The following is a 24,321-nucleotide window of genomic DNA, read 5'->3' as shown; positions in this document are numbered from 1 at the left end:
GACGGTTCGGCCGCGGTACGAAAGGCGGGTTCGGTTCATGATCGCGCAGGTGATTGCCCTGGTTCCCGACGGCGGATTCGTCGTCCGCCGCGCGGGCGCCCGCTGGGAACTCATCAATTCCCGGCGCTACGGCCCCGATCAGGTGCTGCACTCGTGGCCCCTCGATCGTCACGGCGAGGCGTTCGAGCACTGCCACCGGCTCAACGGCTGCCCCATCGCCACCCCGCACGCCGCGCATCACTGATCGCAATCCCGCTGTGCCACAAGGCCGATTTGTGACGATTCGGCAGCGAAGGGTGCGTATGAGCCGCCGATGTGCCAGTGTGGTGCCTCGTGCGTGACCGTTCCCCCGCCACCCGCGTCGTTTCCCGGGTCGCAGCAACAGCTTGTCTCCTCGCCGCCGCGGCCGCCCTCACCCCGGGCGTCCCGGTACTCACCGCTACCGCGCAGGCCGCGCCGGTCCTGACCCAGGCGTGCCTGTCCGGATTCGACTGCGACATGAGTGCGCGGATCGCGAAGGTCAACAGCTACCTGGCCGGCCGTCCCGGCGTCGTCGGCTACGTGCTGCGCGACCGCGTCACCGGCGGCATCTACGCCAACGAACACGCCGAGAACCAGGTGTGGACCGCCTCGACGATCAAGCTGGCCATCGCCGCCGACCTGCTCAACCGGGCCCGCGTCGGCGCCATCGCGCTGTCGCCGGAGGACCGCGGCAATATCGAGGCGATGCTCGCCACGTCCAACGACCAGGCGACGGATGTGCTGTGGCACAAGTACATCGGCTTCGACCGGATGGCCTACAACAACGCCTTCCGCGCCTACGGCATGGTCAGCCTGATCCCGCAGCCGACCAACACCGCGCTGTTCCCGGACTGGTCGTTCCAGAAGTGTACCGCCGCCGACCTGGACCGCCTGATGAACACGATCCTCGACACCATGCACCCCGACGATCTGGCCTACCTGCTCGACCGGATGCGCTCGGTCGACTCCAACCAGCACTGGGGTGTGTGGGGCGCCGGTGCGGCGATGCGTCCCGGCCTGAAGAACGGCTGGTCGGCCGAGGCCGACGGCTGGGTGGTGAACTCGGTCGGCGTCGCGGGCGAGGGCGAGCGCTATACCCTGGCGATCATGAACGCACTCGGCGCCGACGGCGGCTACACCGAGGGCGCCGAGACCGACACCAAGGTGGCCCAGCTCCTGCTTGCGGGTCGCTGAGGCGTCACGTCCCGTAAGGTCGGTTCTGTAATCACCCCAGTCAGCCGAGGAGTCAGGACGATGAGCACTCAGTCTGTCGGGAACCAGCGGCACCGCGTGGTGGTGATCGGTTCCGGGTTCGGCGGGTTGTTCGGCACCCGGCACCTGCGCAGGGCCGATGTCGATGTCACGCTGATCTCCAAGACGTCGACCCACCTGTTCCAGCCGCTGCTGTATCAGGTGGCCACGGGCATCCTGTCGACCGGCGAGATCGCCCCGGCCACCCGGCTCGTGCTGCGCAAGCAGAAGAACGCGCAGGTGCTGATGGGCGACGTCGTCGACGTCGACCTGGACAACCAGACGGTCACCTCGCGCTTGCTCAACCGCGACACGGTGACCCCCTACGACAGTCTCATCGTCGCCACCGGCGCGCAGCAGTCCTACTTCGGTAACGACCACTTCGCCACCTACGCGCCCGGCATGAAGACCATCGACGACGCCCTGGAATTGCGTGCCCGCATCCTCGGCGCCTTCGAGCAGGCCGAGCTGGCCGAAACCCAGGAGGAACGCGACCGGCTGCTCACCTTCATCGTCGTCGGCGCAGGCCCGACGGGTGTGGAGCTGGCCGGGCAGATCGCCGAACTCGCCGACCGCACCCTCGACGGCACCTTCCGCACCATCGACCCGCGCGACGCACGCGTCATCCTGCTCGAGGGCGCGGGCGCGGTACTCGGCCCGATGGGTCCGAAGCTGGGCGCCAAGGCCGCCAAGCGGCTCGAGAAGATGGGCGTGGAGATCCAGCTCAACGCCATGGTGACCGACGTCGACGCGCACGGTGTAGTCGTCAAGGACAAGGACGGCAGCACCCGCCGCATCGAGGCGATGTGCAAGGTGTGGTCGGCGGGCGTGCAGGCCAGCCCGCTGGGCAAGATGATCGCCGAACGTTCCGACGGCACCGAGGTGGACCGCGCCGGTCGCGTCATCGTCGAGCCCGATCTCACGGTCAAGGGTCACCCGAACGTCTTCGTGGTCGGCGACCTGATGTCGGTGCCCGGTGTGCCCGGTCAGGCCCAGGGTGCGATCCAGGGTTCCACCTACGCGGCCAAGGCCATCAAGGCCGGGCTGAAGGGGCAGACCCCGGCCGAACGCAAGCCGTTCAAGTACTTCAACAAGGGCTCGATGGCGACGATCTCGCGTTTCGACGCGGTCTGCCAGATCGGCAAGCTCGAGTTCAGCGGGTTCCTCGCCTGGCTCGCGTGGCTGGCCCTGCACCTGTACTACCTGGTCGGCTACCGCAGCCGGATCGTCACCGTGATCGGCTGGTTCGTCTCCTTCCTCGGCCGCAACCGCGGTCAGATGGCGGCGACCGAGCAGTGGGTGTTCGCCCGGTTGGCGATCGAGGAAGTCAACTCCGACGTCTCCGAAGCCGACGAACTCGCCGCCCACCTGGGCGCCCCGCCGTCGGGGCGCAAACAGGTCGACGAGCGCAAGTCCGGGTAGCACGTCTGCGCGAAAGCCGGGTGGTTCCGTCGAACCACCCGGCTTTGTCGTCTCCGGTTACCTTCCGGCACACCGATATTGCGGGTTGCCGACGTTTCGGACCCATCCGCCCACGGCACCGGTCCGAATGTCGGAGGTCATATGTGTGACCAAATCCCCCGGATGAAAGGTGATCTATGGCGACGGGGAAACACAGGGCGCCGAGCCCGCAGCGGCAGAAGGTCGGTTCGGTCGTCGCGGCGGGAGCAGTACCCCTGGTCATGGCCCTGATCGGCACGGGCACCGCGAATGCCGATCCCGCGCAGGCGGCGGTGACGCAGCCCGAACAGCCGATCGCACCGGAGTACGACGCGGTCGCGCCCAATGCCGCCCCATACGTGACCGCGCCGAAACCCGCGAACACGCGCAGCTCGCTGCCGTGGGCACGCACGGGCCCGGAGAACGATTACCTGTCTCCGGTCGGCCCGCTGCATCTGCCGACCGCGGTGGCGCCGGTTCCGCCGATCCTGCCGCCGCCGGGCCAGTTCCGCTTCGGTGACCAGCAGGTTCCGGTGCCCGACTTCGTTCCGGTCGAGACGTCGATCCAGATCAACGACGCCTCGGCGGTCACCGAGGCGAATCTGGCGACTTTCCTCGACTCGGTCGGGCTCGAGCGCAGCCGCTCGGACCGGATCGCCGAGTCGACCATCGGTACGGCGGCACGGGGCGCGGCGGTCGGTTCCACCGTGGCGATCCCGGCCGCGATGATGGCGAGCACGGTGGGTGCCGTGGCCGGGTTGGTCGCGGGCGTGGTGTTCCTGCCGGTCGGTCTCGTCGCGGGACCGATCCTGGGCGGGATGGCCGGCTACATGGCGGTGTCGGTGCCCGCGACGGTCGTCGGCGCCGGGGTCGGCGCGGCGGTCGGGGCCGCGAACGGCTTCCTCGCGCCGCCGCGCGGGGTCACCCCCGACGCAGTCGACGCCGAGGAATCCGAGCTCGTCCAAGCCTGACCCGCAGACGTGGTGGGAGTCGGATACGTCCGGCTCCCACCACTTTCGGTTATCCCACAGCTACCGGCGTGCGCAGGCGGGCACTGGTGCGCGTCGCCAGCGAACCGCCCGCGGCCAGCGGCAGGCGGACCGTGTCCAGGCCGCCGGTCCACGCGGGCCGAGCGTCGGGGTAAACCAGTTCACTGTCGATCGCGCGCGGCGCGTCGAGGCGATCGTCGGCCGACGCACCCGCCCCCAATTCGAGACGATGCCGCAGCAGCGGCACCTCACCCACGTCGGCCACGAGATCACCGCGCCACCCGCCGCCGTCCTCGCCGCTTCGACCGAGCTGGACGCGTTCGCGCAATCGCAGTTGCGCGTCGGCGGCCAGAACGACGGTGGTCACCATGTGGTGGTGGGCGCCGCCCGCGACGATGGTCGGTTCCGGGTCGAAATCCAGGACGCCGCCCGCCCCGACCTCGAAGTACCACCGCGCCGACGACATCGGGGTCGCGGCACTCGGCAACGCGATCGTCGCCGCCACCGAGCGCACGACCAGCCGCGCACCCGGCCGCACCACGATGCGGATGTCGAGTTCGTCCCCGCCGAGCGGGGTGGCGGCGGTGCCGATCAGGTGCACGGTATCGGCGCCGGTGTGGCGGCCGGCCAGGCCGCCGACCGCGTCGATGCGCGGCAGCAGGCCCGGCGCGGCGACGATGCTCAGTTCAGTGCGCAACGCCCGCGGCCGCGTCCTGCTCGGCGACCACGCGCAACTGTTCGCGCACCCAGGCGAGCACGGGGGTGGCGGCCGGGTCCTCGGTGAGCGAGATCAGGGCGGTCGGCCTGCCCTCACGCACCTTGGCGGCGTCGCGCTCCATCACGCCGAGGTCGGCGCCGACCAGCGGGGCGAGGTCGGTCTTGTTCACCACCAGCAGGTCGGAGAAGGTGACACCGGGGCCACCCTTGCGCGGCACCTTGTCGCCGCCCGCCACGTCGACGACGAAGATCTGCACGTCGATGAGACCGGAGGAGAAGGTGGCGGTGAGGTTGTCGCCACCGGATTCGACGAGGATCAGGTCCAGCGGCGGATTGGCCGCGACCAGGTCGTCGATGGCGTCGAGGTTGGCGGTGATGTCGTCGCGGATGGCGGTGTGCGGGCAGCCGCCGGTCTGTACGGCCGTGATCCGCTCGTCGGGCAGCACCGCGTGGCGGCGCAGGAAGTCGGCGTCCTCGGTGGTGTAGATATCGTTGGTCAGCACCGCGAGCGAGAGCTCGTCGCGCAACTGCCTGCACAGCGCCGCGACCAGCGCGGTCTTGCCCGAGCCGACCGGGCCGCCGATCCCGACGCGCAGCGCCTCACCGGGAACCCGATCGCGCTTGGGCCGGTCGTGGCTGTGATCGTGCGGTTCACCATCGATCAGGTGCGGCGGCATGGGAACTCCTTCATCTCGGGGTCAGGACGCGAACAGTGGCATATCGCGGTGGAGGTGACGTTCGGCGAGCGCGTCCTGCAACGGATCCGACAGCGCGGCCAACCCCGTGGCGGCCTCGGCGGCGACCCGGTCGCACAGGGGTGCCAGGCGCAGCGTGCTCGCCGCGATGGCGGCGGGATCGAGGGCGAGGAGGCGCTGGGCGGCGGTCGCGGCACCGGTCAGCGTGGTGTAGACGACGACGCCCGCGAGTTCCTCGGCATTCGCACCGCAGGCCTGTCCGACCATGCCGAACACCGTCGACAGGTGCGGGCGTGTGCCGACCGTCGACCAGTTCGGGTGGTCGGTGTCGCCCGCGTGGACCGAGGTGGGCCAGAGTTGTTTGGCGAGCCGCAGCAGACCGCGACCCTGGGCACGGGAAGCGGCGCGCGCGGCGGGAGATGGTGTGCGCGCGTCGGTTTCGAGGTCGGCACGCCCGGGAGGGAGCGTGCCCTCGCAGACCGCGGCGGCCAGCGAGGCCGTCACCAGACCGGTGGTCGCGATGCGGCGGCGCAGGTACAGCTCGACGCTCGCGTTGTCGCGCAACAGCCCCGAGGCCACGGCCTCCTCGACGCCGCCGGAGTGCACGTGCCCGCCGATGGGCAGGCGCGAATCGGCCAGGGCGAGCAATGTCGCCAGGCCCGTCGCACCCTCGTTTCGCATCCGACGATCCTATGCAACGACGTCGCCGGAACGCTCGGCGAGCCACGTCCGGCCGCAGGCCCGGTGGCACTCCTCACATCGCACGAGTGCTGCGCGGGACCGGAAACCGGTAGCGGCGGTCACGCCGCCACCGGCAGGTTCAGCGAGTCGACCGGGCCGAACGCCACGCCAGCGCGGCCATCGCCAGCAACAGCAACGCGCCGCACGTGGTGGCGACGTGCATGCCGCTGACGAACGATTCGCGAGCGGCGTGCGCCAGACCCGCATTGCCACCGGAGTGCGCGAGGGTCTCCCCCAGCGTTTCGTTGAAGTCGCCGCCGGAGCGGAACACCAGCGCCGCCAGCGAACCGAGCAGTGCGAGCCCGAGTGCGTTGCCGAGTTCGAAGCTGGTCTCCGAGATTCCGACCGCCGAACCCGCGCGCTCGGCAGGCACCGCGGACACCGCCACATCCGACACCAGCGTGAAGGAGATGCCGTAACCGATACCGGCGATCACCGAACCGGCCACGTACCAGGCCAACCCGCCGTCGACACCGACGCCGAGCAGCATCAGGTTTCCCACCGCCGACGCGACGAGCGCCAGGGTGAACGCGGCCCGCACTCCGATCCGCAGCCCGAGATTCGCCCCGCTCATCGAGCAGACGAACACGGCCACCGCCATCGGAATGCCGAGCAGCGCGGCCTGCAACGGGTCACGCCCGGTGACCGACTGCAGATACACGCTGGTCAGGTAGCTCATCGCGGCCAGCGACATCATGCCCGCCATGCTGGCGCCGATGGCGACCCGGAACAGCGGCCGGGTGAACAGCGACAGGTCGAGCAGCGGTTCGCTGAGATGACGCTGCCTGCGCACGAACAGCACGAGCATCACCACACCGATACCCGCGATCACCAGCGAGACGAGGTCGAACCCGTCGGCGGCGATGTGCTTGATGCCGTAGACCACCGGCAGGATGCCGCCGATCGACAGCGCCACGCTCGGCAGATCGATCGGGCCGAGGGTCGTGGAGCGGTGTTCAGGCAGCAGGAACGGTCCGAACAGCAGCAGGATCGCGAGCACCGGGATATTGATGAGGAACACCGAACCCCACCAGAAGTGGTGCAGCAGTAGGCCGCCGATGATCGGGCCGACGGCCGAACCGCCCGCGAAGAACGCCGTCCAGATGCCGATCGCGGTGGCGCGCCCGCGGGCGTCGGGGAAGAGCGTGGAGATCAGCGCCAGGCTCGACGGCAGCAGGGTCGCACCGCCGATACCCATCAGCACGCGCGCGGCGATGAGGATCGGGGCGCTCGGCGCGAACGCGGCGAGCACCGATGCCACACCGAATACGGCCGCGCCGGCGAGCAGGATGTTGCGCCTGCCGATCCGGTCGCCGAGATTGCCCATCGTGATGAGCAGGCCGGCCAGCATGAACCCGTAGATGTCGAGGATCCAGAGCTGCTGGGAGGCGGTGGGGTCGAGGTCGCTCGTCAGGGTCGGCATGGCGAGGAACAGCACCGAGATGTCCATCGACACCAGCAGCACCGGCAGCAGCAGCACGCCCAATCCGAGCCATGCGCGGCGTCCACCGGCGACTGCGGTGGGCACCGCCGGTTCCAGCTTCGTCATTCCGAGTTCCTTCCAGGGGTATGCGTACGGCGTACGCGAGACACCGGTACAGTGTACGCATTAAGACCGGATGACGAAAGTGAGTCATGGGATGACTGAGGCCAAGCTCACCAGGGCGGCGATCGTCGACGCCGCGATCGCCCTCGCCGATGCCGACGGCCTCGACGCGGTATCGATGCGACGCATCGCCGACCGGCTCGCGGTGGGAACCATGTCGCTGTATCGGCACGTGGACAGCAAGGACGAACTGATCGCGGCGATGACCGACGAGATCGCCGCCCGGCACCCCTATCCCGACCCCACCGGGCAGAACTGGACCTGGCGCGACCGGGTGCGCATCGCCGCCGAGATCGATTGGCAGCTCTACCAGCAGCATCCGTGGGTACTGCTGACCTTCGCGGTCCCCCGCTACAGCTTCGGCCCCCAGGGGCTGGCGAGCCTGGCCTGGCTGGTGGCGGGCCTGCGCGAGCTGGAGGTGTCGGCGCGCGAGGCAACGACGATGGCATTCACGGTGTGGAACTACATCTCGGGCGCGAGCCTGCCGGTGGTCGGTGGCGCCCTGCTCGCCGACAAGCGCACCGCGACCGACGACCCCAACGGTCTGCGCGATCTACTGGAAGGCACACCACAGTTCCCGGTGCCGCCCGCCTTGGCGGACCTGGAGGGTGCGGGCGTGAGCGAGCTGACCTCGCAGGATCTGCTCTACCTGGGCCTCGACGCGCTCTGCGACGGTTTCGCCGCGCGCGCCGACCGGTCCGGCTAGGTCATCGAACAGACTGCGCCGCAGCCGCTTTCGGTTTCCGCCAGGCGGGCAGTGTGAGATAGGTGGCGGCGCGCAACACCCATTCCACCGGACCGTAGGGATGGTGACGTAACCACCAGGCACTGAGCGCGAGCTGGGCGGCGAAGGTGACCAGCGCGACGAGCACGACCACCGGCGGCGCGACGGTATCGGCGAGGGCGAACCCGTATCCGGTGTAGACCACCATCAGCACCACCGACTGACCGATGTAGTTGGTGGCCGCCATCCGCCCGGCGGGCGCGAGCGCGGCGAGATACCGGCCGGTGCGCGGTGAGCCCGCCAGCCGGAGGACCAGCGCGACATAGGCGAAGGTCATGGCGGGTGCGATGAGGTACTGGAGTCCGTGGACGAGGACCGGCGGATGCCACCAGTCCATCAGCTGGGCGAAGGTCATGGCCGAGATCGGGAGCCCGAGCCCGAACCCGATCCACAGCACCCGGGGCGACCAGCGCGCGATGGTCGCGGCGTCCTCGAACAGATTGCGTTTACCCGCCACCATGCCGAGCAGGAACATCGCCAGGCTCGGGACGCCCTGGGCTATCCAGATGAGGATCGCGAACACCGGGGCGACGGAGGTCTGGGCGGCGAAGGTGTCGGCGAAGCTGCCGGTGTAGTCCGCCGACATCTTCGGCAGGTCGAAGAACAGGCCGAGACCGAGTGTGCCCGTGTCGCTTCCGGGCAGGAAGGCGAAGACCGACCACAGCGAATACAGCACGATCGCGGTGATGACAGCGGTGCGGGCCGAGAGTTTGCGCAGGGCGATCAGCAGCAGGCACAGTGCCGCGTACAGGGTGAGGATGTCGCCGACCCACAGGAAGTACACGTGCAGCAGGCCGATCCCCATCAGTGCCGCGCACCGCCGCAGCAGCCGCCGCACCGGTGGCGCCCCCGCCCGCTGAGCCGCCGCGATCTGCAAAGTGAACGAGTATCCGAACAGGAACGCGAACAGCAGGTAGAAGCGCCCGGTGAACAGCGCGTCGACGCCCGCGCGGACCAGTTGGTCGGCGGTGCCGTCGAACAGGGAACGCGGGTCCTCGCGAGTGCCGACGGCAGACCACAGGGTGGTCGCGATGATCACATTGGTGATCAGGATGCCGAAGAGAGCGAAGCCGCGCAGGATGTCGACCTCGCCGATGCGGCGGCCGGAAGATGCCGCGGGTGAAGGGGTTCCGGCTGTCATGGACCGAGAGTAGGCCGGAGTGCCTCGCCGGTCGTCCCCCGTGAGACCGATTCGGTGGAGCTGTCGCAGGGGGTATCGGTCACCCTTGCGGCGTATTGACACGCCGGGCTGCCATCGGCCCCTGTGCTGAGTGGGCGAGACGCGCGACCGGAACGTGCGGAGTCGGGCGAAGTCAGGCGCGGTGGAAGAATGGGCGCATCGTGCACGACTCGCAACCAGCTTCGGAGGCGGACATGCAGGCAGTGGTGATCGAACGATTCGGGGAGCCGAAGGACGTACTCGCGGCACAGACCGTGCCCGCGCCCGAACCGGGACCAGGCGAGGTGCGGCTGTCGATGACGCTCTCGCCCATCCACAACCACGACCTCGCGATCGTGCGCGGGGTATACGGCTACAAACCACCGCTGCCCGCGATTCCGGGCACCGAGGCCGTCGGCGTCGTCGACGCGGTGGGCCCGGGCGCCGATCGGGTGCAGGTCGGGCAGCGGGTCGCGGTGGCCGGGGCAAGGGCCGCGTGGGCCGAATTCTTCGTCGCACGCGCCGACCAGGTGGTCCCGATGCCGCCGACGGTGCCCGACGAGACCGCCTGCCAGTTGCTTGCCATGCCGTTGAGCGCGCTGATGCTGCTCGACGACCTCGCCGTGCAGCCCGGTCAGTGGATCGTGGTCAACGCTGCCAACGGCGCCGTGGGCCGACTGGTTAACCTGTTCGCGAAGCAGCGCGGGGTGCGGGTGCTGAGCCTGGTGCGCGGACCGAGTTCGGTGCGGGCACTCGAGGACCTCGGCTACGGCCCGGTCCTCGACACCGAGAGCGACGGGTGGACCGACCGGGTGGCCGAGGTGACCGGTGGCGAACCGATCGTGCGGGCCGTCGATCAGGTCAGCGGTCCGGCCGCGGCCACGCTGATGTCGCTGCTCGCCCCGCGCGGTGAACTCATCTCCTTCGGAGCGCTGTCGGGCAAGCCGATGGTCGTCGACACCGGTGCGGTGATCTTCAAACAGGCTGTGGTGAAGGGCTTCTGGGGCCAGCAGCGCAGCGCCGAGATCGACCGCGCCGATTACGTGCGGCTCATCACCGAACTGGTCGGACTCGCCGCCGACGGCACGCTGCGCCTGGAACTCGACGGTGAGTTCCCCCTCGACAAGGCCGCAGACGCGGCCGTCGCCTCGGAAACACCGGGACGCAACGGCAAGATCGCGGTACACGGCTCAGCTCGCTGACACGGTTCGGCGAAAACCGCGTTCGCCGGGCGCGGTTTTCGCCCATCCGAACATCACCTGCCACAAGGGAATTCGGTAATTCCGGTGGTCACTTTCGGCGCGTCGCCTCGGCCACCCCGGTACCGTGACGAAATGGCCGACACCACCACCGCCGCCGCCCCTGTCGAGACCATCGGCGCCGACTTCTTCGACGACCCGCACGCCCACTACCGCCGCTGGCGCACCACCGGACCAGTGCACCGGGTGCTGTTCCCCGACAATGTGATCCGCTGGATCGTCATCGGTTACCCCGAGGCGCGCGCCGCCCTGGCCGATCCCCGGCTACGCAAGGACACAGTGCGAGCCGACGAGATCCTGCGCGCCAAACGCGACGGCACCCCCACCGACGCCAACACCATGGTGCTGCTGCAACACATGCTCAGCACCGACCCGCCCGAGCACACCCGTTTGCGCAAACTGGTGAACAAGGCGTTCACCACCCGGCAGGTGGCGGCCCTGCGCCCCCGCGTCGAGGAGATCACCGAGAATCTCCTGGATGCGATGGACGGCCACGACGAGGTCGACCTCATGCAGGCCTTCGCCAATCCCCTTCCGGTGACGGTGATCTGCGAACTACTCGGTGTTCCCTTCGACGACCGCGACGACTTCCAGGCCTGGACCCGGTCGCTGGTCGGCGTGGTCGGCGAGGAGGAGGGGCGGCCCGCCGCCGCGGCCGCGATGGCGGCGTACCTGTCGAGTTTGGTGCGCGCCAAGCAGTCCCGGCCCGCCGAGGATCTGCTGTCGCAACTGGTGCTCGCCGACGAGGACGGCGACCGGCTCACCGACCGTGAACTGGTGTCGATGGCGTTCCTGCTGCTGGTCGCCGGCCACGAGACCACCGTGAACCTGATCGGCAACGGTGTGCACGCCCTGCTGCGCGAGCCGACCCAGTGGGCGGCGCTGTGTGCCGACCCGGCGGGCGTGCCCGAGGCCATCGAGGAGTTCCTGCGTTTCGACGGGCCGGTCGACATGGCGACGCTGCGGTTCACCGCCGAGCCCGTCACCCTCGGTGGTGTCGAGATTCCGGCGGGTGAGATCGTCAACGTCGCCCTGGCGGCCGCCAACCGCGACCCCGCCCGTTTCGCCGACCCCGACGCGCTCACCGTCGACGGGCCGACCTCGGGTCACCTCGCCTTCGGACACGGCATCCACTTCTGTGTCGGCGCGCCCCTGGCCCGCCTCGAAGCCGAGGTCGCCTTCACCGCCCTGCTCCGGCGCTTCCCCGACCTGCGCTTGGCCGATCCCGCCGCCACCATGCACTGGCAGACGAGCACGCTCATCCGCGGGCTGCTCGACCTTCCGGTCCGGCTGCGCTGAGTCGTTTTCGCTGCGCGAGTCCCTCGTCGCTGCGCTGAGCCCTCGTAGCTGCGTCGAAGCCTCAGTCACGTCCCCGGCGTAGCATCGGGCCCAGACGTCATCCGGGAGACAGGGGCCGATCATGCCGAAGAAGTTCGCCGCCGCGGCGCTGATCCTCTGCGCTGCGGCGGCGCCGCTGTTCGCGGCGCCCGCCGCCTCCGCCGAGATCACCGGGCCGAACCGCCTGACGGTTCACACGGGGTCCGGCCAGCTGGCCGACGAGACGGCCGGACTCATCCTCTGCCTCATCCAGCTCCCGCCCTCGGCGTCCGGCGACTCCGGACAGGGCTGCCCCACCTGACCTACTGCCGGTAGGTGGCCAGGAAGCGGCCGATGCGTTCGATGATGGCCTCGAGTTCGTCGGCGTGCGGCAGGGTGACGATGCGGAAGTGGTCGGGACGCGGCCAGTTGAAGCCGGTGCCCTGCACGATGTGCAGCTTCTCCTGCAACAGCAGGTCGAGAACGAACTTCTCGTCGTCGTGGATGGGGTACATGTCCAGGTCGATGCGCGGGAAGGCGTAGAGCGCGCCCTTGGGTTTCACGCACGAGACACCGGGGATGGAGTTGAGCGCTTCCCACGCCCGGTCGCGCTGTTCGCGCAGCCGACCACCGGGCAGGACCAGGTCGTTGATGCTCTGATACCCGCCGAGGGCGGCCTGGATGGCTTGCTGCGCCGGGACATTCGCGCACAGGCGCAGACCGGCAAGCATCGTGAGACCCTCGAGGTAGCTCGCCGCGTGCTGAACGGGGCCCGACACCACGAGCCAGCCGGAACGCAGACCGGCGGCGCGGTAGTTCTTCGACAGGCCGGAGAAGGTCAGGCACAGCAGGTCGGGGGCGAGCGAGGCGACCGCGGTGTGCTCGAGGTCGTCGTAGTAGATCTTGTCGTAGATCTCGTCGGCGAACACGACGAGGTTGTGCCTGCGGGCGATCTCGAGGATCTCGCGCAGCACCTCGGGCGGGTACACCGCACCGGTCGGATTGTTGGGGTTGATGAGGACGATGGCGCGGGTGCGGTCGGTGATCTTGGCGGTGATGTCGGCGAGGTCGGGATACCAGTCGGCGCCCTCGTCGCACAAATAGTGCACCGGGGTGCCGCCGTTGAGCGCGGTCGCGGCCGTCCACAGCGGGAAGTCGGGGGCGGGTACGAGGACCTCGTCGCCGTTCTCGAGCAGTGCGGTCATCGCCATCATGATGAGCTCGGAGACACCGTTGCCGAGGAACACCTGCTCCACGTCGACATCGGGCACCCCGAGCGTCTGGTAGTACTGCACCACCGCGCGCCGGGCCGAGAGCAGGCCTTTCGACGAGGTGTAGCCGGTGGAGGCGGGCAGGGTTCGGACCATGTCCTGCAAGAGGTCCGGCGGCGCGTCGAAACCGAAGATCAGCGGATTGCCGGTGTTGAGCTTCACGACGTGATGCCCCTCGGCCTCGAGCCGGGCGGCTTCCTCGGCCACCGGACCGCGAATCTCGTACGACACTCCCGACAGCTTGCTCGACTGCTTGAACTGCATGGACTTCCCTCCGCGATGTGGTTGCCGCACACACTACTTGGTTTTTCCAAGATCTCACTTGGATTTTCCAAGTATCAGGTTAGAGTGATAGCCGTGTCACGCCGAAGCTACGACCACTACTGCGCCGTGAGCCGCGCGCTCGACCTCGTCGGGGACCGGTGGAGCCTGCTCGTTGTCCGCGAATTGTGTTCCGGCCCACGCCGTTACAGCGATCTGTTCGCCGACCTGCCCGGGATTAGCACCGATATGCTCGCGACCCGGCTCAAGGGGCTCGAACGTGACGGTGTGCTCACCCATCACCGCAACGGGATGCGTTCGAGCTATGAGCTCACCGAACTCGGCCGGGGGCTGCGACCGGTGCTCGATGCGTTGGCCGGGTGGGGTGCGCCGCTGCTCGGGCAGCGCAATCCCACCGACGCGGTGCGCGCGCATTGGCTGGCCCTGCCCCTGGGCCGGGCTCTCGCGGAGGTCGTCGACGAGGGCACTGTCACCGTGCATATCGGCGACACCGTGCTGCACTACGTGCGCACCGCCGAGGGGATCACCCACCACGACGGACCCGCGTCCGCAGCGGATCACGAGCTGCGGCTCGACCTGGCCGAAGCCATCGATATCGCGACCGGTGCTCAGCCGCTGTCGCCCCGGGCATTGTCACCCGTGCGCTGACCTGCGCGAGCGCGACCCGTCGCGGTACCGGCACGCCGCCGACCGGTCCGGGTACCCCGGCCCACCGCTACCCTGTCGTACCGACACGGGACCAGCCGGATCGGCGACGAGGCCGTACCGCTAGGCCTCCGAACCGTTGACCACCGCGTACGCGAAACCGTCCCAGCCTTTGGCACCGACGGTCTGGATCACCGTGGCGTCCAGGCTCGGTTCGGCGGCGAGCAGGTCGATCAATTCGCGGCTGGCGCGCACGTTCGGATCGTCGGAGTGCTCGTCGGCAACAGCCCCGCCGCGCACCACATTGTCGACGATGATCACCGAACCCGGACGGGTCAGCCGCAGCGCCCACTGCACATAGTTCGAGTTGTTCACCTTGTCCGCATCGATGAACACCAGGTCGAACGGCTCGCTGCTGTCCTCAGCCACCTCGGGCAAGGTATCCAGTGCGGCACCCACCCGGATATCGACGCGCTCCCCCACCCCGGCCCGGTCCAGATTCTCCCGCGCGACCTTGGCATGACGCGGCTCGAATTCCAGAGTCACCACGGTGCCACCCTCACCGACCGCACGCGCGAGCCATTCGGTGCTGTACCCGCCGAGCGTGCCGATCTCGAGCACTCGACGCGCACGAGCGGTGCGCGCCAACAGATTCAGCAGCTTCCCCTGCGGCGGCGACACATCGATCGCCGGCAACCCCGCACTAGCGTTCGCCTCCAGCGCGGGCACCCCCTCCTCCCCGACAAGCGCACTGACGAGATAACTGTCGACATCGGCCCACTCAGCACTGGTCATACCCGCAGTCTGCCACCAACCCCCACCCGACACCGGCACCTATTTCGCGGATTCCACTCCGGCGACCCCGCGCACCAGCTGCACCGCGCTCTGCGCCATGGTCTTCGTCGACACCAGCGCCTCGGCGAGCTTGATCAGCATCTGCCACACAGTCATGGTGGCCAGCGAGATATCGGCCAGCGCGCGAGCGATGAGCGCGGGCGACGCGGTTCCGGCCGAGGCGATGAGGATCGCGGTCATCTCGAGCAGCATGCCCGCCAGGCTGCTGAGGATCTCGACGACGATGCCGCGCACCGTTTCCACGATCGACTTCATCGCCTTGTTGCAGTCGGCGAGGATCTGCGACACGGCGGCCTTCTCGGCGATCGTGCTCGCGAGTTCGGTCGCCTTGGTGCGATAGGCCTCGGCGGCACAGCCGGTCCACTCCCCGATGCCGGTGTCGACGGCGGCGGCCAGTTGCCCGGCGGTGGTGGTGAGATGGTCGGCGATCTTCTTCCACGAATCCGAATACGCTTGGACCATATCGGGATTGCCGGTGATGGAGTCGAGCGACTTGCGCATCGGTTCCACGTGTTCGAGCATCCAGCTCATCAGCTGCGAGCCGATGAAGTTGAACGGGTCGAACTTCGCCAGCGCCGAGGTGCCTTTGATGGCCTTGCCGAATGTCTGGACGGCGGAGGACCAGTCGGCCGCTGTCGATCCGGCCTTGGCGATGGCGTCGATCTTGTCGGTGGTCGACCCGCCACCGGCGAAGGCGTTGTCGAGGCCGTACCCGTTCTCGAAGGTGTCGCCCTGCAGAGTGCCCTCGAGAATGCCCGCGTTGGCCTCCTGCCCGCCGTTCTTCTCGTCGATCCGCGGCACACCCACGTTGCTGAACAGGAAATTCGATTCCTGGTAGTAGTTGTCGCGATAGTTGGTTCCATCGGCCAGCAGGTCGTTGTCGGGTGCGGGCGCGTCGTCGAAGGAGTCGACGGTGCCCGGCAGTACCGAGTTCTCGTTGAGGAAGGTGCCGATGGCGGTCGGTTGGTCGGCCATGCTCAGACGGTCCCCTCGATCTCGGCGGTGGTGGCTTTCAGCTGTCCGGCCCGGGTGGTGTCACACATTTCGAACGTGTCGGCGGCGGTTCGCAACTTGCCCGGCATCGCCGCCACCAGGGCATCGAGTTCGGTGAGTCCGTCGACGATCTCGTCGTGCAGCGTGTTGAGGGTGATCACCGCGTACGGCTTCACCAGCAGGCCGTAGCCGTCGTCGGCGTGGGCCAGGTAGCTCGCCGCCTCCAGGGCGGAGGCCACCCCGCTCGCGACGCCGTCCACCGATCCGGCGTGCGTTCTGATCGCATTCGGGTCGACATTCACCACATCGGTCACGCTGACTCCCTCCTGAAAGCGAACCCGATCGAGTCCGCGCACCTGTCTCGAACTGATTGGACGCGGAACCACCCCGTTCGGTTCCCCCGAATACTCGCCGCAGCCGAGATCGCGCTACTGCAGCCAGGATTTGCGCTGGTAGAAGAGATCTTCCTCGTCGGGTTCCACGGGCGCGACGACCCGGTCGCGGTGAGGTTTGCGGGCGGCGCGCACCTCGGGTTCGACGGGCGGCCACGCGGTGACCGGCGGTGGCGGCGTGGCGGCAACGGGCGCCTGCTCCGAATCGATCGGATCGGGGAACCGTTCGGTGTACTGACCGACGATCGCGGTCCCGGCCTCGTCGGTGCCGACCACGTCGTGCACCAGCCCGGCGACTCGGTCGCGCAGCCGGGCCTGGGCACGCCGGGTGCAGGCCATCAGTTCTGCGGCGACGTCCGAGGGGTCCATGCCACGCACGCCTGCGCCCAGCGCGCCAGATCGTCGGCGGCATCGGTCAGATCGTCCACGACAACGGCCCCCTCCCACCGGTTCGTCCCGGCACGTGACGCGAGGCGACCGATACCCGCCCCGCTCGGATCGCGCCGAGATTACCCCAGGCCGCGACACTCGGCGGCCAGCCCTCAGAACAGGAAGTAGCGCTGGGCCATGGGGAGTTCGGTGGCGGGGGCCTCGGTCCAGACCTCGCCGTCGACGCGGACGGTGAAGGTGTCGGGGTCTACTTCGATGCGTGGCATGGCGTCGTTGTGGGGCATGTCGGTCTTGGTGACGCGGCGGACGTTTTTGACGGGGACCAGTTTTCGGCGGATGTCGAGGCGGTCGGCGAGACGGTCGTCGATGGCTTGTTCGGAGACGAAGTGCAGGGAGGTGGCGGCCGCGGCGGGGGCGGCGGCACCGAACATCGGGCGCGGCAGGACGGGTTGGGGGGTGGGGATGGAGGCGTTGGCGTCGCCCATCGCGGCCCAGGCGATCATGCCGCCCTTGAGGACCGCGTGCGGGCGGACACCGAAGAACGCCGGATCCCACAGCACCAGATCGGCCAGTTTGCCGACTTCCACCGAACCGATCTCGTCGTCGAGTCCGTGGGAAACAGCCGGGCAGATGGTGTATTTCGCGATGTAGCGCTGGACGCGGGCATTGTCGGCGGCGCCGTCGCCCGGCAGCGCACCGCGACGGCGTTTCATCACGTGCGCCGTCTGCCAGGTGCGCAGCACCACCTCACCGATGCGCCCCATGGCCTGGGAATCCGAGCCGATCATGGAGATGGCGCCCAGGTCGTGCAGGAGGTCTTCGGCGGCGATCGTCGAGGGCCGGATGCGGGATTCGGCGAAGGCCAGGTCCTCGGGGATCGACGGGCTCAGGTGGTGACACACCATCAGCATGTCGAGGTGTTCGTCGAGGGTGTTGACGGTGTGCGGGCGGGTGGGGTTGGTCGAGCTGGGCAGCACGTTGAGATGCGAAGCGACCGTGATGATGTCGGGTGCGTGGCCGCCGCCCGCGCCTTCGGTGTGATAGGCGTGGATGCCACGGCCCGCGATGGCGGCGAGGGTGTCCTCGACGAAGCCCGCCTCGTTGAGGGTGTCGGAGTGCAGCGCCACCTGTACGCCCGCCGCGTCGGCCACGGTGAGGCAGGCGTCGATGGCGGCCGGGGTGGAACCCCAGTCCTCGTGCAGCTTGAAACCCGATGCGCCGCCGCGCAATTGCTCCCACATGGATTCCTGGCTCACCGTATTGCCCTTGCCGAGCAGCACGATGTTCATCGGCCAGTGGTCGAGCGATTCCAGCATCCGGGCCAGGTGCCAGGAGCCGGGGGTGACGGTGGTGGCCTTGGAGCCCTCGGCCGGGCCGGTGCCGCCGCCGATGAGGGTCGTGATGCCGCCGCCGAGGGCCTCCTCCATCAGCTGCGGGCAGATGAAGTGCACGTGGCAGTCGATGGCGCCCGCGGTGAGGATGCGGCCGTTGCCCGCGATGATCTCTGTCGCCGGGCCGACGACGAGGTCGGGGTGCACGCCCGACATGGTGTCGGGGTTGCCCGCCTTGCCGATGCCGCAGATCCGGCCGTCACGGATGCCGATGTCGGCCTTGATGATGCCCCAGTGGTCCACGATCACCACTCCGGTGATGACGGTGTCGGGTGCGCCGTCGGCGCGGGTGGCGCGCGACTGCCCCATCGACTCGCGCAGCACCTTGCCGCCGCCGAAAACCGCTTCCTCGCCCGCCAGACCCGGTCCGCCGCAACGGTCTTCGGTGATCTCGATGAGCAGGTCGGTGTCGGCCAGGCGGACCCGGTCGCCGGTGGTCGGGCCGAACAGTTCGGCGTAGCGGGCGCGGCTGAGTTCGGTCATCGGCTCTCTCCCGGAAGCTGCGGCGAAACGGCGTGCGGTGTTCGGTTGCGCTCAGCCATCGAGACGGCCCGGTGCGTCGGCGTTGATCCCGTAGACCTCGCGGGAGCCACCGAGCGGTACGAGCGAAACCCGTTGCGGCAGACCGGGTTCGAAGCGGACAGCGGTGCCTGCCGGGATATCGAGGCGGTGGCCGCGCGCGGCGGCACGGTCGAAGTCGAGCGCCGCATTGGCCTGCGGGAAGTGCACGTGACTGCCCACCTGCACCGGACGGTCACCGGTATTGACCACGTCCACTTCCACACGCACCGCGCCCGCGTTCAGTTCGATCGTGCCCTCGGCACACAGGTACTCACCGGGAATCATGGTCTCATCCGATCGGGTGGTGCACGGTGACGAGTTTGGTCCCGTCCGGGAAGGTCGCCTCGACCTGAACGTCGTGGATCATCTCGGGCACGCCCGTCATCACGTCGTCCCTGGTGAGTACCTGACGCCCCGAGGACATCAGTTCCGCGACGGTCCGCCCGTCCCGCGCGCCCTCGAGCACGTGGTCGGTGATGAGCGCGACCGCTTCGGGATGGTTGAGCTTGAGTCCCCTGGCCTGCCTGCGCCGCGCCAGCTCGGCCGCGTAACTCAGCAGCAGCCGTTCCTGCTCGTGCGGCGACAAACGCATCGGGGTTCTCCTCGGCGGGTCGTGGTCGGTGAGCGACATTCTGGCACGAGCGTGCCCCCACGGGTCGCCCACCGACTCCGTGACCTGGGACGAACCCGGCTCGATTAACGAGAAGTTAACGAACCGGCCCCCGCACCGCTGACGCCTAGTCGGCCCGGTCCATCGAATTGAACCCGTCAGTCAACTTTTGGCCCGAGTTCGGCTTAGACTCCGTAGGCGACCTCAGCGACAACCCACTTCGCGGCGCCCCGACCGCCGGCCGCCCTGGACACGCACAAAGGACCCGATGTGACCAGCTCACGCGACCCCCTACTCGTCACCATCGAAGCCGAGCGCGCGATTTTCAAGACCTTCTACAAGTTCTTCCGGATCGCCGACACCCAGGAGAGCGAACGCTTCTCGGAATGCTTCACCCCCGACGCCCTGATCGAGTACCGGATCATGCCCGGACCGCCCGTGCTCTTCCACGGCCGCGACTCGTTCACCGACTACATGAGCCGGGTGCCGAAGTCCCAGCGCGCCCCGGTGGCCCACGTGATCGGGCAGGCCACCATCGAATGGACCGACGATCGCCCTCTGCTCACCGCGTATGCCACCGTCTGGCACTGGTTTTCGAATCCGGACGCGGGCAGGCCCGCGGACTGGACCGTGATCGGCCTCGTCCGCGACGAGTTCGAGCAGCACGAGGGCGAATGGCTGATCGCGCACCGCGACGTGCGCCATGTGGCGGGAAAGGTCGCCGCGGGCCGAACGCCCGGCTCGCCGGCGGCTGCCGGCGACTCCACGGGGAACTGAGGTCAGGCCGCCAGATTCTGCAGGCGCACCTGTCCGCGAGCGACCATGCGACCCTCAGCGTCGGTGATCACCACGACCCACAACTGCTGGCTGCGGCCGCGGTGGATCGGGGTGGCCTCGCCGGTGAGGGTGCCCTCGCGCACCGCGCGCAGGAAGTCGGTGTTGTTGTTGACCCCGACCACCTGACCGCGCTCACCGAACCAGACACTGCCACCGACGCTGGCGAGGGTTTCGATCACCGTGCAGTACACGCCGCCGTTCTGGATGCCCGCGGGCTGATGCAATTGAGGGCGCACCTCCCATTCGCCGCGCACACGGTCGGCGGAGACCTCGGTGAAGCGCATGCCGATGAGGTCGGTGAAGGTGCCTTCACTCATCTTGGTCATCAGCTCGGGCGTGATATCGGCCCACGACAGGGGATTTTCGCTCATACCGTCCGGTTTACACCATCAGAAATCCGGCGTCGCCACCGGGAAAACGAAGCGGCGGACCCCGTTACGAGAACGGAGCCCGCCGCGGCAGGAACGAGGGGGTCGACCGCAGCCCTCGGGACCACCGACTCATCCATACGCCACGATGAGCATAGGTCAGGCTTACCTAAGTGGTCAAGTGACTGCCGGAATGCGACGCGCCGGTAGCCATATCCAGGGCTTGCTCAACACAATCGCAATACTCCATGATCATTCACACCTCTATGTTCCGAGGCTTGTGTCGATGGTGAAAGCTCATGTTCTGGGCGTACGACGACCAGGGGGTGGGCGCGGCGAGAGAGGCAAGATTTCGTGAGTAGTAGTCGTATTCCCCGGTGGGCCGCGTGCGCGGCGATGTGTGCGGCGGTGGCGGGTACCGCGCTCGCCGCACCCGTGCAGGCCGAACCACTGTGGCCCGGCGGGCCCGATATCCCCGGCGTGCCCGCCATCGTTCCCGCGCCCGAACCGGAACCGGTGGTGGCGCCGTGCAGCGAGAAGGCCCGCGCGTGCCTGCAGCTGTCCACCAACAACGCGTGGCTGATGGACAACGGCACGGTGACCTACGGTCCCACCCCGATGTCGCACGGCCGCCCCGGCTACGAAACCCCGCCGGGCACGTTCAAGGTGGCGTTCAAGAAGCCGTTCCACTGGAGCACCCTGCACAACGCCCCCATGGAATACGCGATCTTCTTCAACGGCGACATCGCCTACCACATCGGACCCACCGAGGAGCAGTCCCACGGCTGCATCCGCCTGACCCCCGACGGCGCCAAGGCGCACTACGAATGGCTCGAACCCGGCGACATCGTCGAAGTGGTTCCCTGATCGTCCCCTGAGGGGAGGCCACTCGTGGCCTCCCCTCGTTCGTCCCCCGGCAGGTTCAGCCCGCCGATTGTGCGACCGAGACGGTCAGCGCGTCGAAGAGCCACAAGTGCGCGGCGCCGGAGGTGACCGACTCGCCCGTCAGGGCCGTGGTGAGACGCCAGTAGCGGCGCACGCGCTGGTCGGCGCCGAGGGCCAATCGCCGACGGAATTCCGGGGTGTCTCGCTCGGCGCGAGCGGTGGCGTGGGCGTGAACGTAATGGTCGAGTTCGGCGCCGGGCCGAGGTTGTTCGCCGATCGCGACGAGTGGGGCCGCCGAGAGACACGCCTGCGCGACGGACATCAGCAGGTCCTTTTCGTCACGCACACCAGGAACGGCGCTTTGCCGGACGGTGTCGAACATCGCCGCGGTCAGCCGTGGATCACGCACGGCCGCCACGAGTTCGGCGTAGGTCAGCAGATACTGCGGGTCCGGATCGGTCGGAGGGCCCGGCACATTCATATCGATGAAGTCGTGCAGCACGGGAGCGGGCAGCGGAGCCAGCTGATGCCGCCAGAACCCGACGAGCGCGTCGTGCGCGGCAGCCGGATCGGCAACGGCGGCAACCAGATTCACCCCGACCCCGACCTCGCCGCCAGCCACCGCGGTCAGCAGCGCCTCGCGTCGCCGCAACGCGGCGAGTTCACCGCCGACAGCTTCACGTTCGGCGGCGATCACCTCCGCCAGGGCGCGGGTACCCGCGAGGACCTCGGCGATGGCGGCCAAGCCGATTCCCAGCGCACGCAGGCGTCGCAGCAGGCCGAGGCGCTCGATCGCATCCGTCCCGAATGTCCGATGCCCGGTCGAGGTGCGCTCGGCAGCGAGCAACCCTTCGTCGCAGTAGTAGCGGATGGTGCGTACTGCGACGCCGGTTCGGTCGGCGAGTTCGCCGATCGTCAGGCGTGTGTTGTGGGTCACATCCGCTGGCACCTCCACCTCGGTGGAGCTCCTACGGTACCGACGACATCGACCGAAGGAGACAGGATGACAACCGAACAACCGAGCGCGGACATGGTCTGGCGGCGCGTGGCCGAGGAGCGCACCACACTGGTCGAACTTCTGATCGGGTTCGACGAATCCGAGTGGGACGCAGCGTCATTGTGCGCAGGGTGGCGAGTTCGCGACGTGGTTGCCCATCTGGTCCTCGCGACCCGGTTCACCCTCGGGACGATCCTGGTGGAACTGGTGCGGGCGCGCGGAAATATCGACCGGCTCATCCGTGACAGTGCCGTTCGATATGCCGACCGGACGACCAGTAGGGAACTGCTCGCACAGCTGCGGGAAACGATCGGGTCACGCACGACCCCGATCGGTACGACGCCGCTCGACCGCTTGATGGACCTGCTCGTACACGGACAGGACATCGCGGTGCCGCTCGGGATCGAGCGGGTCGCGCCCACGGAGCCCGCGCAGTGGTCGCTGGAGCGGGTGTGGGCGATGGGTGCGCCGTTCCACGCGCGCAAGCGGCTCGCCGGATACCGGCTGTGCGCGACCGACACCGGGTGGACAGCAGGATCGGGGACGGAGGTCACGGGCACTGCTGCGGAATTGCTGATGCTCGTCACCGGCCGCGCCGAATGCCCGACTGCCGGCGGACGGGTCGTGCTGCCCGACGCCGGTGGCGGACAGGGGGATTGACGCGGCTCCCCGACGGACGGGCGACGCGTGACAAGCCTTGTGCGTCGCCACAGGTCACAGCATCAGCGGTAGTGACGTTCGCCAACCGGGCGAGATACTTTCCGTCGGAAAGAATTCGGGACGAATTGTCCGGATCCGCCAAAAATCGGGTGATGCGAAATGGCCGGCGGCTACGTTACCGGCATCACGACGGGCGACCGCCGCTGATGCAGATCCGAAAATGCCGCAAGGAGAACTGATATGGGTTCACTCACCGAATTGATGATGGCCGGAATTGCGGGACTCGGTTCCGCCGCCGAAGGGGACGGTTTGCTCGCCGTGTTCCTCGGCTCCGTCGAAGCCTTCTTCCCGTAAACAACCCGATATTTCACCGAGGAGAACACCATGGGATCGCTCTACGAATTGCTGCAGACCGGGGCGGGCAGCCTCAGCGACGGCACACTGCCGTTCGTGCAGGCGCTGATCTCGGCCAGCGGCGGCACGCCGTCGCCCGGTAAGTAGCGACCAGGCGAACGGGTCGAGAGCGGGCCGACGAGCCCCTCCGACCCGTTCACAGGCCCGAGCAAGAGTTACCTTTCAATAGCGGAACGACATAACGACTCAACGGCCCGTCGTCGGCAGCATGACAGATCTCCCCGAGGCATAGCCCCGAAACAAGGGGCTTGCGCGTCCACCCGGCAACACCCCACCGACGAGCCCGCCGCGCGTTCCGAGCCGAGCGGACACGACGTCCATCGCGCCCCCGCGCATCAGCCGAGCATCCGGACTCGACTCCGACTCGTTCCGCACCGCTGCAGTTCAGAGCGGGAAAAAGCCCCCTTGACACCCGTTCCGCGTACACCGTTGTTCCCCGCGAACCGACTGATAACTGTGCCAGACAGTGGCAGTAACCACAGGTCACACCTAGTGCAGACAGGATGTTCCGGCAATCGACAAGTTGATTCCGGCCGGAAGAAAAATATGAACAGTTCGAGCGGAGTGAAACATCGGGTTGCCACACCTTGGGTGGCGGGTTACGTTACCGGCGTCACATCGAAGCCTGGTGTGGCCACAACGCAAGGAGAGATACATGGGCTCGTTGAGTGAGCTTCTGACCGCGGCCATCGCGGGACTCGGTTCGGCTGCCGAAGGCGATGGTCTGCTGGCCGTCTTCCTCGGTTCGGTGGAAGCCTTCTTCCCGTAATCCGGCCGTCCGGTCACCCGGC

The 24,321-nt window shown here is 68.3% G+C and carries 27 protein-coding genes; 12 read left to right on the top strand and 15 right to left on the bottom strand.

The features are described from left to right. Nucleotides 1-37: 37 nt before the first annotated feature. The 4 genes from AB0F86_RS03945 to AB0F86_RS03930 all read left to right on the top strand — a co-directional run bounded on the left by AB0F86_RS03945 (nucleotide 38) and on the right by AB0F86_RS03930 (nucleotide 3,683). On the top strand, nucleotides 38-244 hold the full coding sequence (locus AB0F86_RS03945) for a hypothetical protein (RefSeq protein WP_181698142.1): 207 nt from the start codon (nucleotides 38-40) through the stop codon (nucleotides 242-244). A gap of 89 nt (nucleotides 245-333) precedes the next feature. Further along, nucleotides 334-1,215, top strand: a complete 882-nt coding sequence (locus AB0F86_RS03940) for a tat pathway signal sequence (protein WP_181698141.1) — start codon at nucleotides 334-336, stop codon at nucleotides 1,213-1,215. A 60-nt stretch (nucleotides 1,216-1,275) separates the two neighbouring features. Further along, nucleotides 1,276-2,694 carry an NAD(P)/FAD-dependent oxidoreductase gene (locus AB0F86_RS03935; protein ID WP_181698140.1) on the top strand — a complete coding sequence of 473 codons (1,419 nt, stop codon included), beginning with the start codon at nucleotides 1,276-1,278 and terminating at the stop codon, nucleotides 2,692-2,694. 176 nt (nucleotides 2,695-2,870) lie between these two features. Continuing rightward, nucleotides 2,871-3,683: a hypothetical protein gene (locus tag AB0F86_RS03930; RefSeq protein WP_356984366.1), complete on the top strand. Its 813-nt coding sequence runs from the start codon at nucleotides 2,871-2,873 to the stop codon at nucleotides 3,681-3,683. 49 nt (nucleotides 3,684-3,732) lie between these two features. Here the strand turns inward: AB0F86_RS03930 and AB0F86_RS03925 are convergent, their stop codons facing one another. The 4 genes from AB0F86_RS03925 to AB0F86_RS03910 form a co-directional block, all read right to left on the bottom strand. After that, nucleotides 3,733-4,398: an urease accessory protein UreD gene (locus AB0F86_RS03925; RefSeq protein WP_356984365.1), complete on the bottom strand. Its 666-nt coding sequence runs from the start codon at nucleotides 4,396-4,398 to the stop codon at nucleotides 3,733-3,735. Beyond that, nucleotides 4,388-5,095 carry an urease accessory protein UreG gene (gene ureG, locus AB0F86_RS03920; protein ID WP_181698138.1) on the bottom strand — a complete coding sequence of 236 codons (708 nt, stop codon included), beginning with the start codon at nucleotides 5,093-5,095 and terminating at the stop codon, nucleotides 4,388-4,390. Before ureG ends, AB0F86_RS03925 begins: the two co-directional genes overlap by 11 nt. 21 nt (nucleotides 5,096-5,116) lie before the next feature. Next, complete coding sequence (locus AB0F86_RS03915; RefSeq protein WP_356984363.1) at nucleotides 5,117-5,794, bottom strand: urease accessory UreF family protein; 678 nt, start codon at nucleotides 5,792-5,794, stop codon at nucleotides 5,117-5,119. 139 nt (nucleotides 5,795-5,933) lie between these two features. Continuing rightward, entirely contained in the window at nucleotides 5,934-7,403 is a 1,470-nt protein-coding gene (locus AB0F86_RS03910) for an MFS transporter (protein WP_356984361.1), read from the bottom strand. Between the two features lie 91 nt (nucleotides 7,404-7,494). On the opposite strand from AB0F86_RS03910, the gene AB0F86_RS03905 reads away from it, so the two are divergent. Further along, a complete protein-coding gene (locus AB0F86_RS03905) occupies nucleotides 7,495-8,166 on the top strand; it encodes a TetR/AcrR family transcriptional regulator (RefSeq protein ID WP_067491940.1) in 672 nt (223 codons plus the stop codon). A 1-nt stretch (nucleotide 8,167) separates the two neighbouring features. Here the strand turns inward: AB0F86_RS03905 and AB0F86_RS03900 are convergent, their stop codons facing one another. Continuing rightward, nucleotides 8,168-9,385, bottom strand: a complete 1,218-nt coding sequence (locus AB0F86_RS03900; RefSeq protein WP_356984359.1) for a DUF418 domain-containing protein — start codon at nucleotides 9,383-9,385, stop codon at nucleotides 8,168-8,170. A gap of 233 nt (nucleotides 9,386-9,618) precedes the next feature. Here AB0F86_RS03900 and AB0F86_RS03895 point away from each other — a divergent pair, with 233 nt between their 5' ends. From AB0F86_RS03895 to AB0F86_RS03885, 3 genes are all read left to right on the top strand, one after another. Next, on the top strand, nucleotides 9,619-10,605 hold the full coding sequence (locus AB0F86_RS03895; RefSeq protein WP_225280783.1) for a zinc-binding dehydrogenase: 987 nt from the start codon (nucleotides 9,619-9,621) through the stop codon (nucleotides 10,603-10,605). A 132-nt stretch (nucleotides 10,606-10,737) separates the two neighbouring features. Continuing rightward, nucleotides 10,738-11,961 carry a cytochrome P450 gene (locus AB0F86_RS03890; RefSeq protein WP_356984356.1) on the top strand — a complete coding sequence of 408 codons (1,224 nt, stop codon included), beginning with the start codon at nucleotides 10,738-10,740 and terminating at the stop codon, nucleotides 11,959-11,961. A gap of 121 nt (nucleotides 11,962-12,082) precedes the next feature. Further along, a complete protein-coding gene (locus AB0F86_RS03885) occupies nucleotides 12,083-12,301 on the top strand; it encodes a hypothetical protein (RefSeq protein ID WP_181698132.1) in 219 nt (72 codons plus the stop codon). A 1-nt stretch (nucleotide 12,302) separates the two neighbouring features. Here the strand turns inward: AB0F86_RS03885 and AB0F86_RS03880 are convergent, their stop codons facing one another. After that, a complete protein-coding gene (locus AB0F86_RS03880) occupies nucleotides 12,303-13,514 on the bottom strand; it encodes a pyridoxal phosphate-dependent aminotransferase (protein ID WP_067491930.1) in 1,212 nt (403 codons plus the stop codon). A gap of 93 nt (nucleotides 13,515-13,607) precedes the next feature. On the opposite strand from AB0F86_RS03880, the gene AB0F86_RS03875 reads away from it, so the two are divergent. Further along, complete coding sequence (locus AB0F86_RS03875; protein ID WP_181698130.1) at nucleotides 13,608-14,180, top strand: helix-turn-helix domain-containing protein; 573 nt, start codon at nucleotides 13,608-13,610, stop codon at nucleotides 14,178-14,180. Between the two features lie 120 nt (nucleotides 14,181-14,300). Here the strand turns inward: AB0F86_RS03875 and AB0F86_RS03870 are convergent, their stop codons facing one another. The 7 genes from AB0F86_RS03870 to AB0F86_RS03840 form a co-directional block, all read right to left on the bottom strand. Continuing rightward, nucleotides 14,301-14,972 carry an O-methyltransferase gene (locus AB0F86_RS03870; RefSeq protein WP_225280780.1) on the bottom strand — a complete coding sequence of 224 codons (672 nt, stop codon included), beginning with the start codon at nucleotides 14,970-14,972 and terminating at the stop codon, nucleotides 14,301-14,303. Nucleotides 14,973-15,011: 39 nt separating this feature from the next. After that, complete coding sequence (locus AB0F86_RS03865) at nucleotides 15,012-16,007, bottom strand: hypothetical protein (protein ID WP_356984353.1); 996 nt, start codon at nucleotides 16,005-16,007, stop codon at nucleotides 15,012-15,014. Between the two features lie 2 nt (nucleotides 16,008-16,009). Then, entirely contained in the window at nucleotides 16,010-16,339 is a 330-nt protein-coding gene (locus AB0F86_RS03860; RefSeq protein WP_181698127.1) for a type VII secretion target, read from the bottom strand. Nucleotides 16,340-16,453: 114 nt separating this feature from the next. Next, entirely contained in the window at nucleotides 16,454-16,786 is a 333-nt protein-coding gene (locus AB0F86_RS03855; RefSeq protein ID WP_356984351.1) for a hypothetical protein, read from the bottom strand. Nucleotides 16,787-16,959: 173 nt separating this feature from the next. Then, nucleotides 16,960-18,681, bottom strand: coding sequence for an urease subunit alpha (locus AB0F86_RS03850; protein ID WP_356984349.1), 1,722 nt, complete (start codon nucleotides 18,679-18,681; stop codon nucleotides 16,960-16,962). Between the two features lie 51 nt (nucleotides 18,682-18,732). Beyond that, nucleotides 18,733-19,044 carry an urease subunit beta gene (locus tag AB0F86_RS03845; protein ID WP_181698124.1) on the bottom strand — a complete coding sequence of 104 codons (312 nt, stop codon included), beginning with the start codon at nucleotides 19,042-19,044 and terminating at the stop codon, nucleotides 18,733-18,735. 4 nt (nucleotides 19,045-19,048) lie between these two features. Continuing rightward, nucleotides 19,049-19,351, bottom strand: coding sequence for an urease subunit gamma (locus tag AB0F86_RS03840; protein ID WP_181698123.1), 303 nt, complete (start codon nucleotides 19,349-19,351; stop codon nucleotides 19,049-19,051). Between the two features lie 288 nt (nucleotides 19,352-19,639). On the opposite strand from AB0F86_RS03840, the gene AB0F86_RS03835 reads away from it, so the two are divergent. After that, a complete protein-coding gene (locus AB0F86_RS03835) occupies nucleotides 19,640-20,146 on the top strand; it encodes a nuclear transport factor 2 family protein (protein WP_356984347.1) in 507 nt (168 codons plus the stop codon). A 2-nt stretch (nucleotides 20,147-20,148) separates the two neighbouring features. Here AB0F86_RS03835 and AB0F86_RS03830 read toward each other — a convergent pair whose 3' ends face one another. Beyond that, nucleotides 20,149-20,577 (bottom strand): PaaI family thioesterase, encoded by a 429-nt coding sequence (locus AB0F86_RS03830; RefSeq protein ID WP_356984346.1) that lies wholly within the window; start codon nucleotides 20,575-20,577, stop codon nucleotides 20,149-20,151. Nucleotides 20,578-20,928: 351 nt separating this feature from the next. Between AB0F86_RS03830 and AB0F86_RS03825 the strand changes: the two genes are divergently transcribed. Then, the gene (locus AB0F86_RS03825) at nucleotides 20,929-21,441 is read left to right on the top strand and encodes a L,D-transpeptidase (RefSeq protein WP_356984344.1); all 513 of its coding nucleotides are present in this window, start codon (nucleotides 20,929-20,931) and stop codon (nucleotides 21,439-21,441) included. Between the two features lie 55 nt (nucleotides 21,442-21,496). Here AB0F86_RS03825 and AB0F86_RS03820 read toward each other — a convergent pair whose 3' ends face one another. Continuing rightward, nucleotides 21,497-22,396, bottom strand: coding sequence for a MerR family transcriptional regulator (locus tag AB0F86_RS03820; protein ID WP_356984343.1), 900 nt, complete (start codon nucleotides 22,394-22,396; stop codon nucleotides 21,497-21,499). A gap of 66 nt (nucleotides 22,397-22,462) precedes the next feature. Between AB0F86_RS03820 and AB0F86_RS03815 the strand changes: the two genes are divergently transcribed. Further along, nucleotides 22,463-23,116 carry a maleylpyruvate isomerase family mycothiol-dependent enzyme gene (locus AB0F86_RS03815; protein ID WP_356984341.1) on the top strand — a complete coding sequence of 218 codons (654 nt, stop codon included), beginning with the start codon at nucleotides 22,463-22,465 and terminating at the stop codon, nucleotides 23,114-23,116. The last annotated feature ends 1,205 nt before the right edge of the window (nucleotides 23,117-24,321 follow it).

It is taken from the genome of Nocardia sp. NPDC023733 (assembly GCF_040639775.1).
Classification (GTDB): Bacteria; Actinomycetota; Actinomycetes; order Mycobacteriales; family Mycobacteriaceae; genus Nocardia; species Nocardia rosealba.
This window is presented reverse-complemented; position numbering and strand designations above follow the sequence as displayed.

Bases quoted from the DNA above. Each gene is read 5' to 3' on its own strand.
- AB0F86_RS03945 (WP_181698142.1), top strand. From the start codon at position 38: ATGATCGCGCAGGTGATTGCCCTGGTTCCCGACGGCGGATTCGTCGTC.
- AB0F86_RS03935 (WP_181698140.1), top strand. From the start codon at position 1,276: ATGAGCACTCAGTCTGTCGGGAACCAGCGGCACCGCGTGGTGGTGATC.
- AB0F86_RS03930 (WP_356984366.1), top strand. From the start codon at position 2,871: ATGGCGACGGGGAAACACAGGGCGCCGAGCCCGCAGCGGCAGAAGGTC.
- ureG (WP_181698138.1), bottom strand. From the start codon at position 5,095: ATGCCGCCGCACCTGATCGATGGTGAACCGCACGATCACAGCCACGAC.
- AB0F86_RS03915 (WP_356984363.1), bottom strand. From the start codon at position 5,794: ATGCGAAACGAGGGTGCGACGGGCCTGGCGACATTGCTCGCCCTGGCC.
- AB0F86_RS03910 (WP_356984361.1), bottom strand. From the start codon at position 7,403: ATGACGAAGCTGGAACCGGCGGTGCCCACCGCAGTCGCCGGTGGACGC.
- AB0F86_RS03905 (WP_067491940.1), top strand. From the start codon at position 7,495: ATGACTGAGGCCAAGCTCACCAGGGCGGCGATCGTCGACGCCGCGATC.
- AB0F86_RS03900 (WP_356984359.1), bottom strand. From the start codon at position 9,385: ATGACAGCCGGAACCCCTTCACCCGCGGCATCTTCCGGCCGCCGCATC.
- AB0F86_RS03895 (WP_225280783.1), top strand. From the start codon at position 9,619: ATGCAGGCAGTGGTGATCGAACGATTCGGGGAGCCGAAGGACGTACTC.
- AB0F86_RS03890 (WP_356984356.1), top strand. From the start codon at position 10,738: ATGGCCGACACCACCACCGCCGCCGCCCCTGTCGAGACCATCGGCGCC.
- AB0F86_RS03885 (WP_181698132.1), top strand. From the start codon at position 12,083: ATGCCGAAGAAGTTCGCCGCCGCGGCGCTGATCCTCTGCGCTGCGGCG.
- AB0F86_RS03880 (WP_067491930.1), bottom strand. From the start codon at position 13,514: ATGCAGTTCAAGCAGTCGAGCAAGCTGTCGGGAGTGTCGTACGAGATT.
- AB0F86_RS03870 (WP_225280780.1), bottom strand. From the start codon at position 14,972: ATGACCAGTGCTGAGTGGGCCGATGTCGACAGTTATCTCGTCAGTGCG.
- AB0F86_RS03865 (WP_356984353.1), bottom strand. From the start codon at position 16,007: ATGGCCGACCAACCGACCGCCATCGGCACCTTCCTCAACGAGAACTCG.
- AB0F86_RS03855 (WP_356984351.1), bottom strand. From the start codon at position 16,786: ATGGACCCCTCGGACGTCGCCGCAGAACTGATGGCCTGCACCCGGCGT.
- AB0F86_RS03850 (WP_356984349.1), bottom strand. From the start codon at position 18,681: ATGACCGAACTCAGCCGCGCCCGCTACGCCGAACTGTTCGGCCCGACC.
- AB0F86_RS03845 (WP_181698124.1), bottom strand. From the start codon at position 19,044: ATGATTCCCGGTGAGTACCTGTGTGCCGAGGGCACGATCGAACTGAAC.
- AB0F86_RS03840 (WP_181698123.1), bottom strand. From the start codon at position 19,351: ATGCGTTTGTCGCCGCACGAGCAGGAACGGCTGCTGCTGAGTTACGCG.
- AB0F86_RS03830 (WP_356984346.1), bottom strand. From the start codon at position 20,577: ATGAGCGAAAATCCCCTGTCGTGGGCCGATATCACGCCCGAGCTGATG.
- AB0F86_RS03815 (WP_356984341.1), top strand. From the start codon at position 22,463: ATGACAACCGAACAACCGAGCGCGGACATGGTCTGGCGGCGCGTGGCC.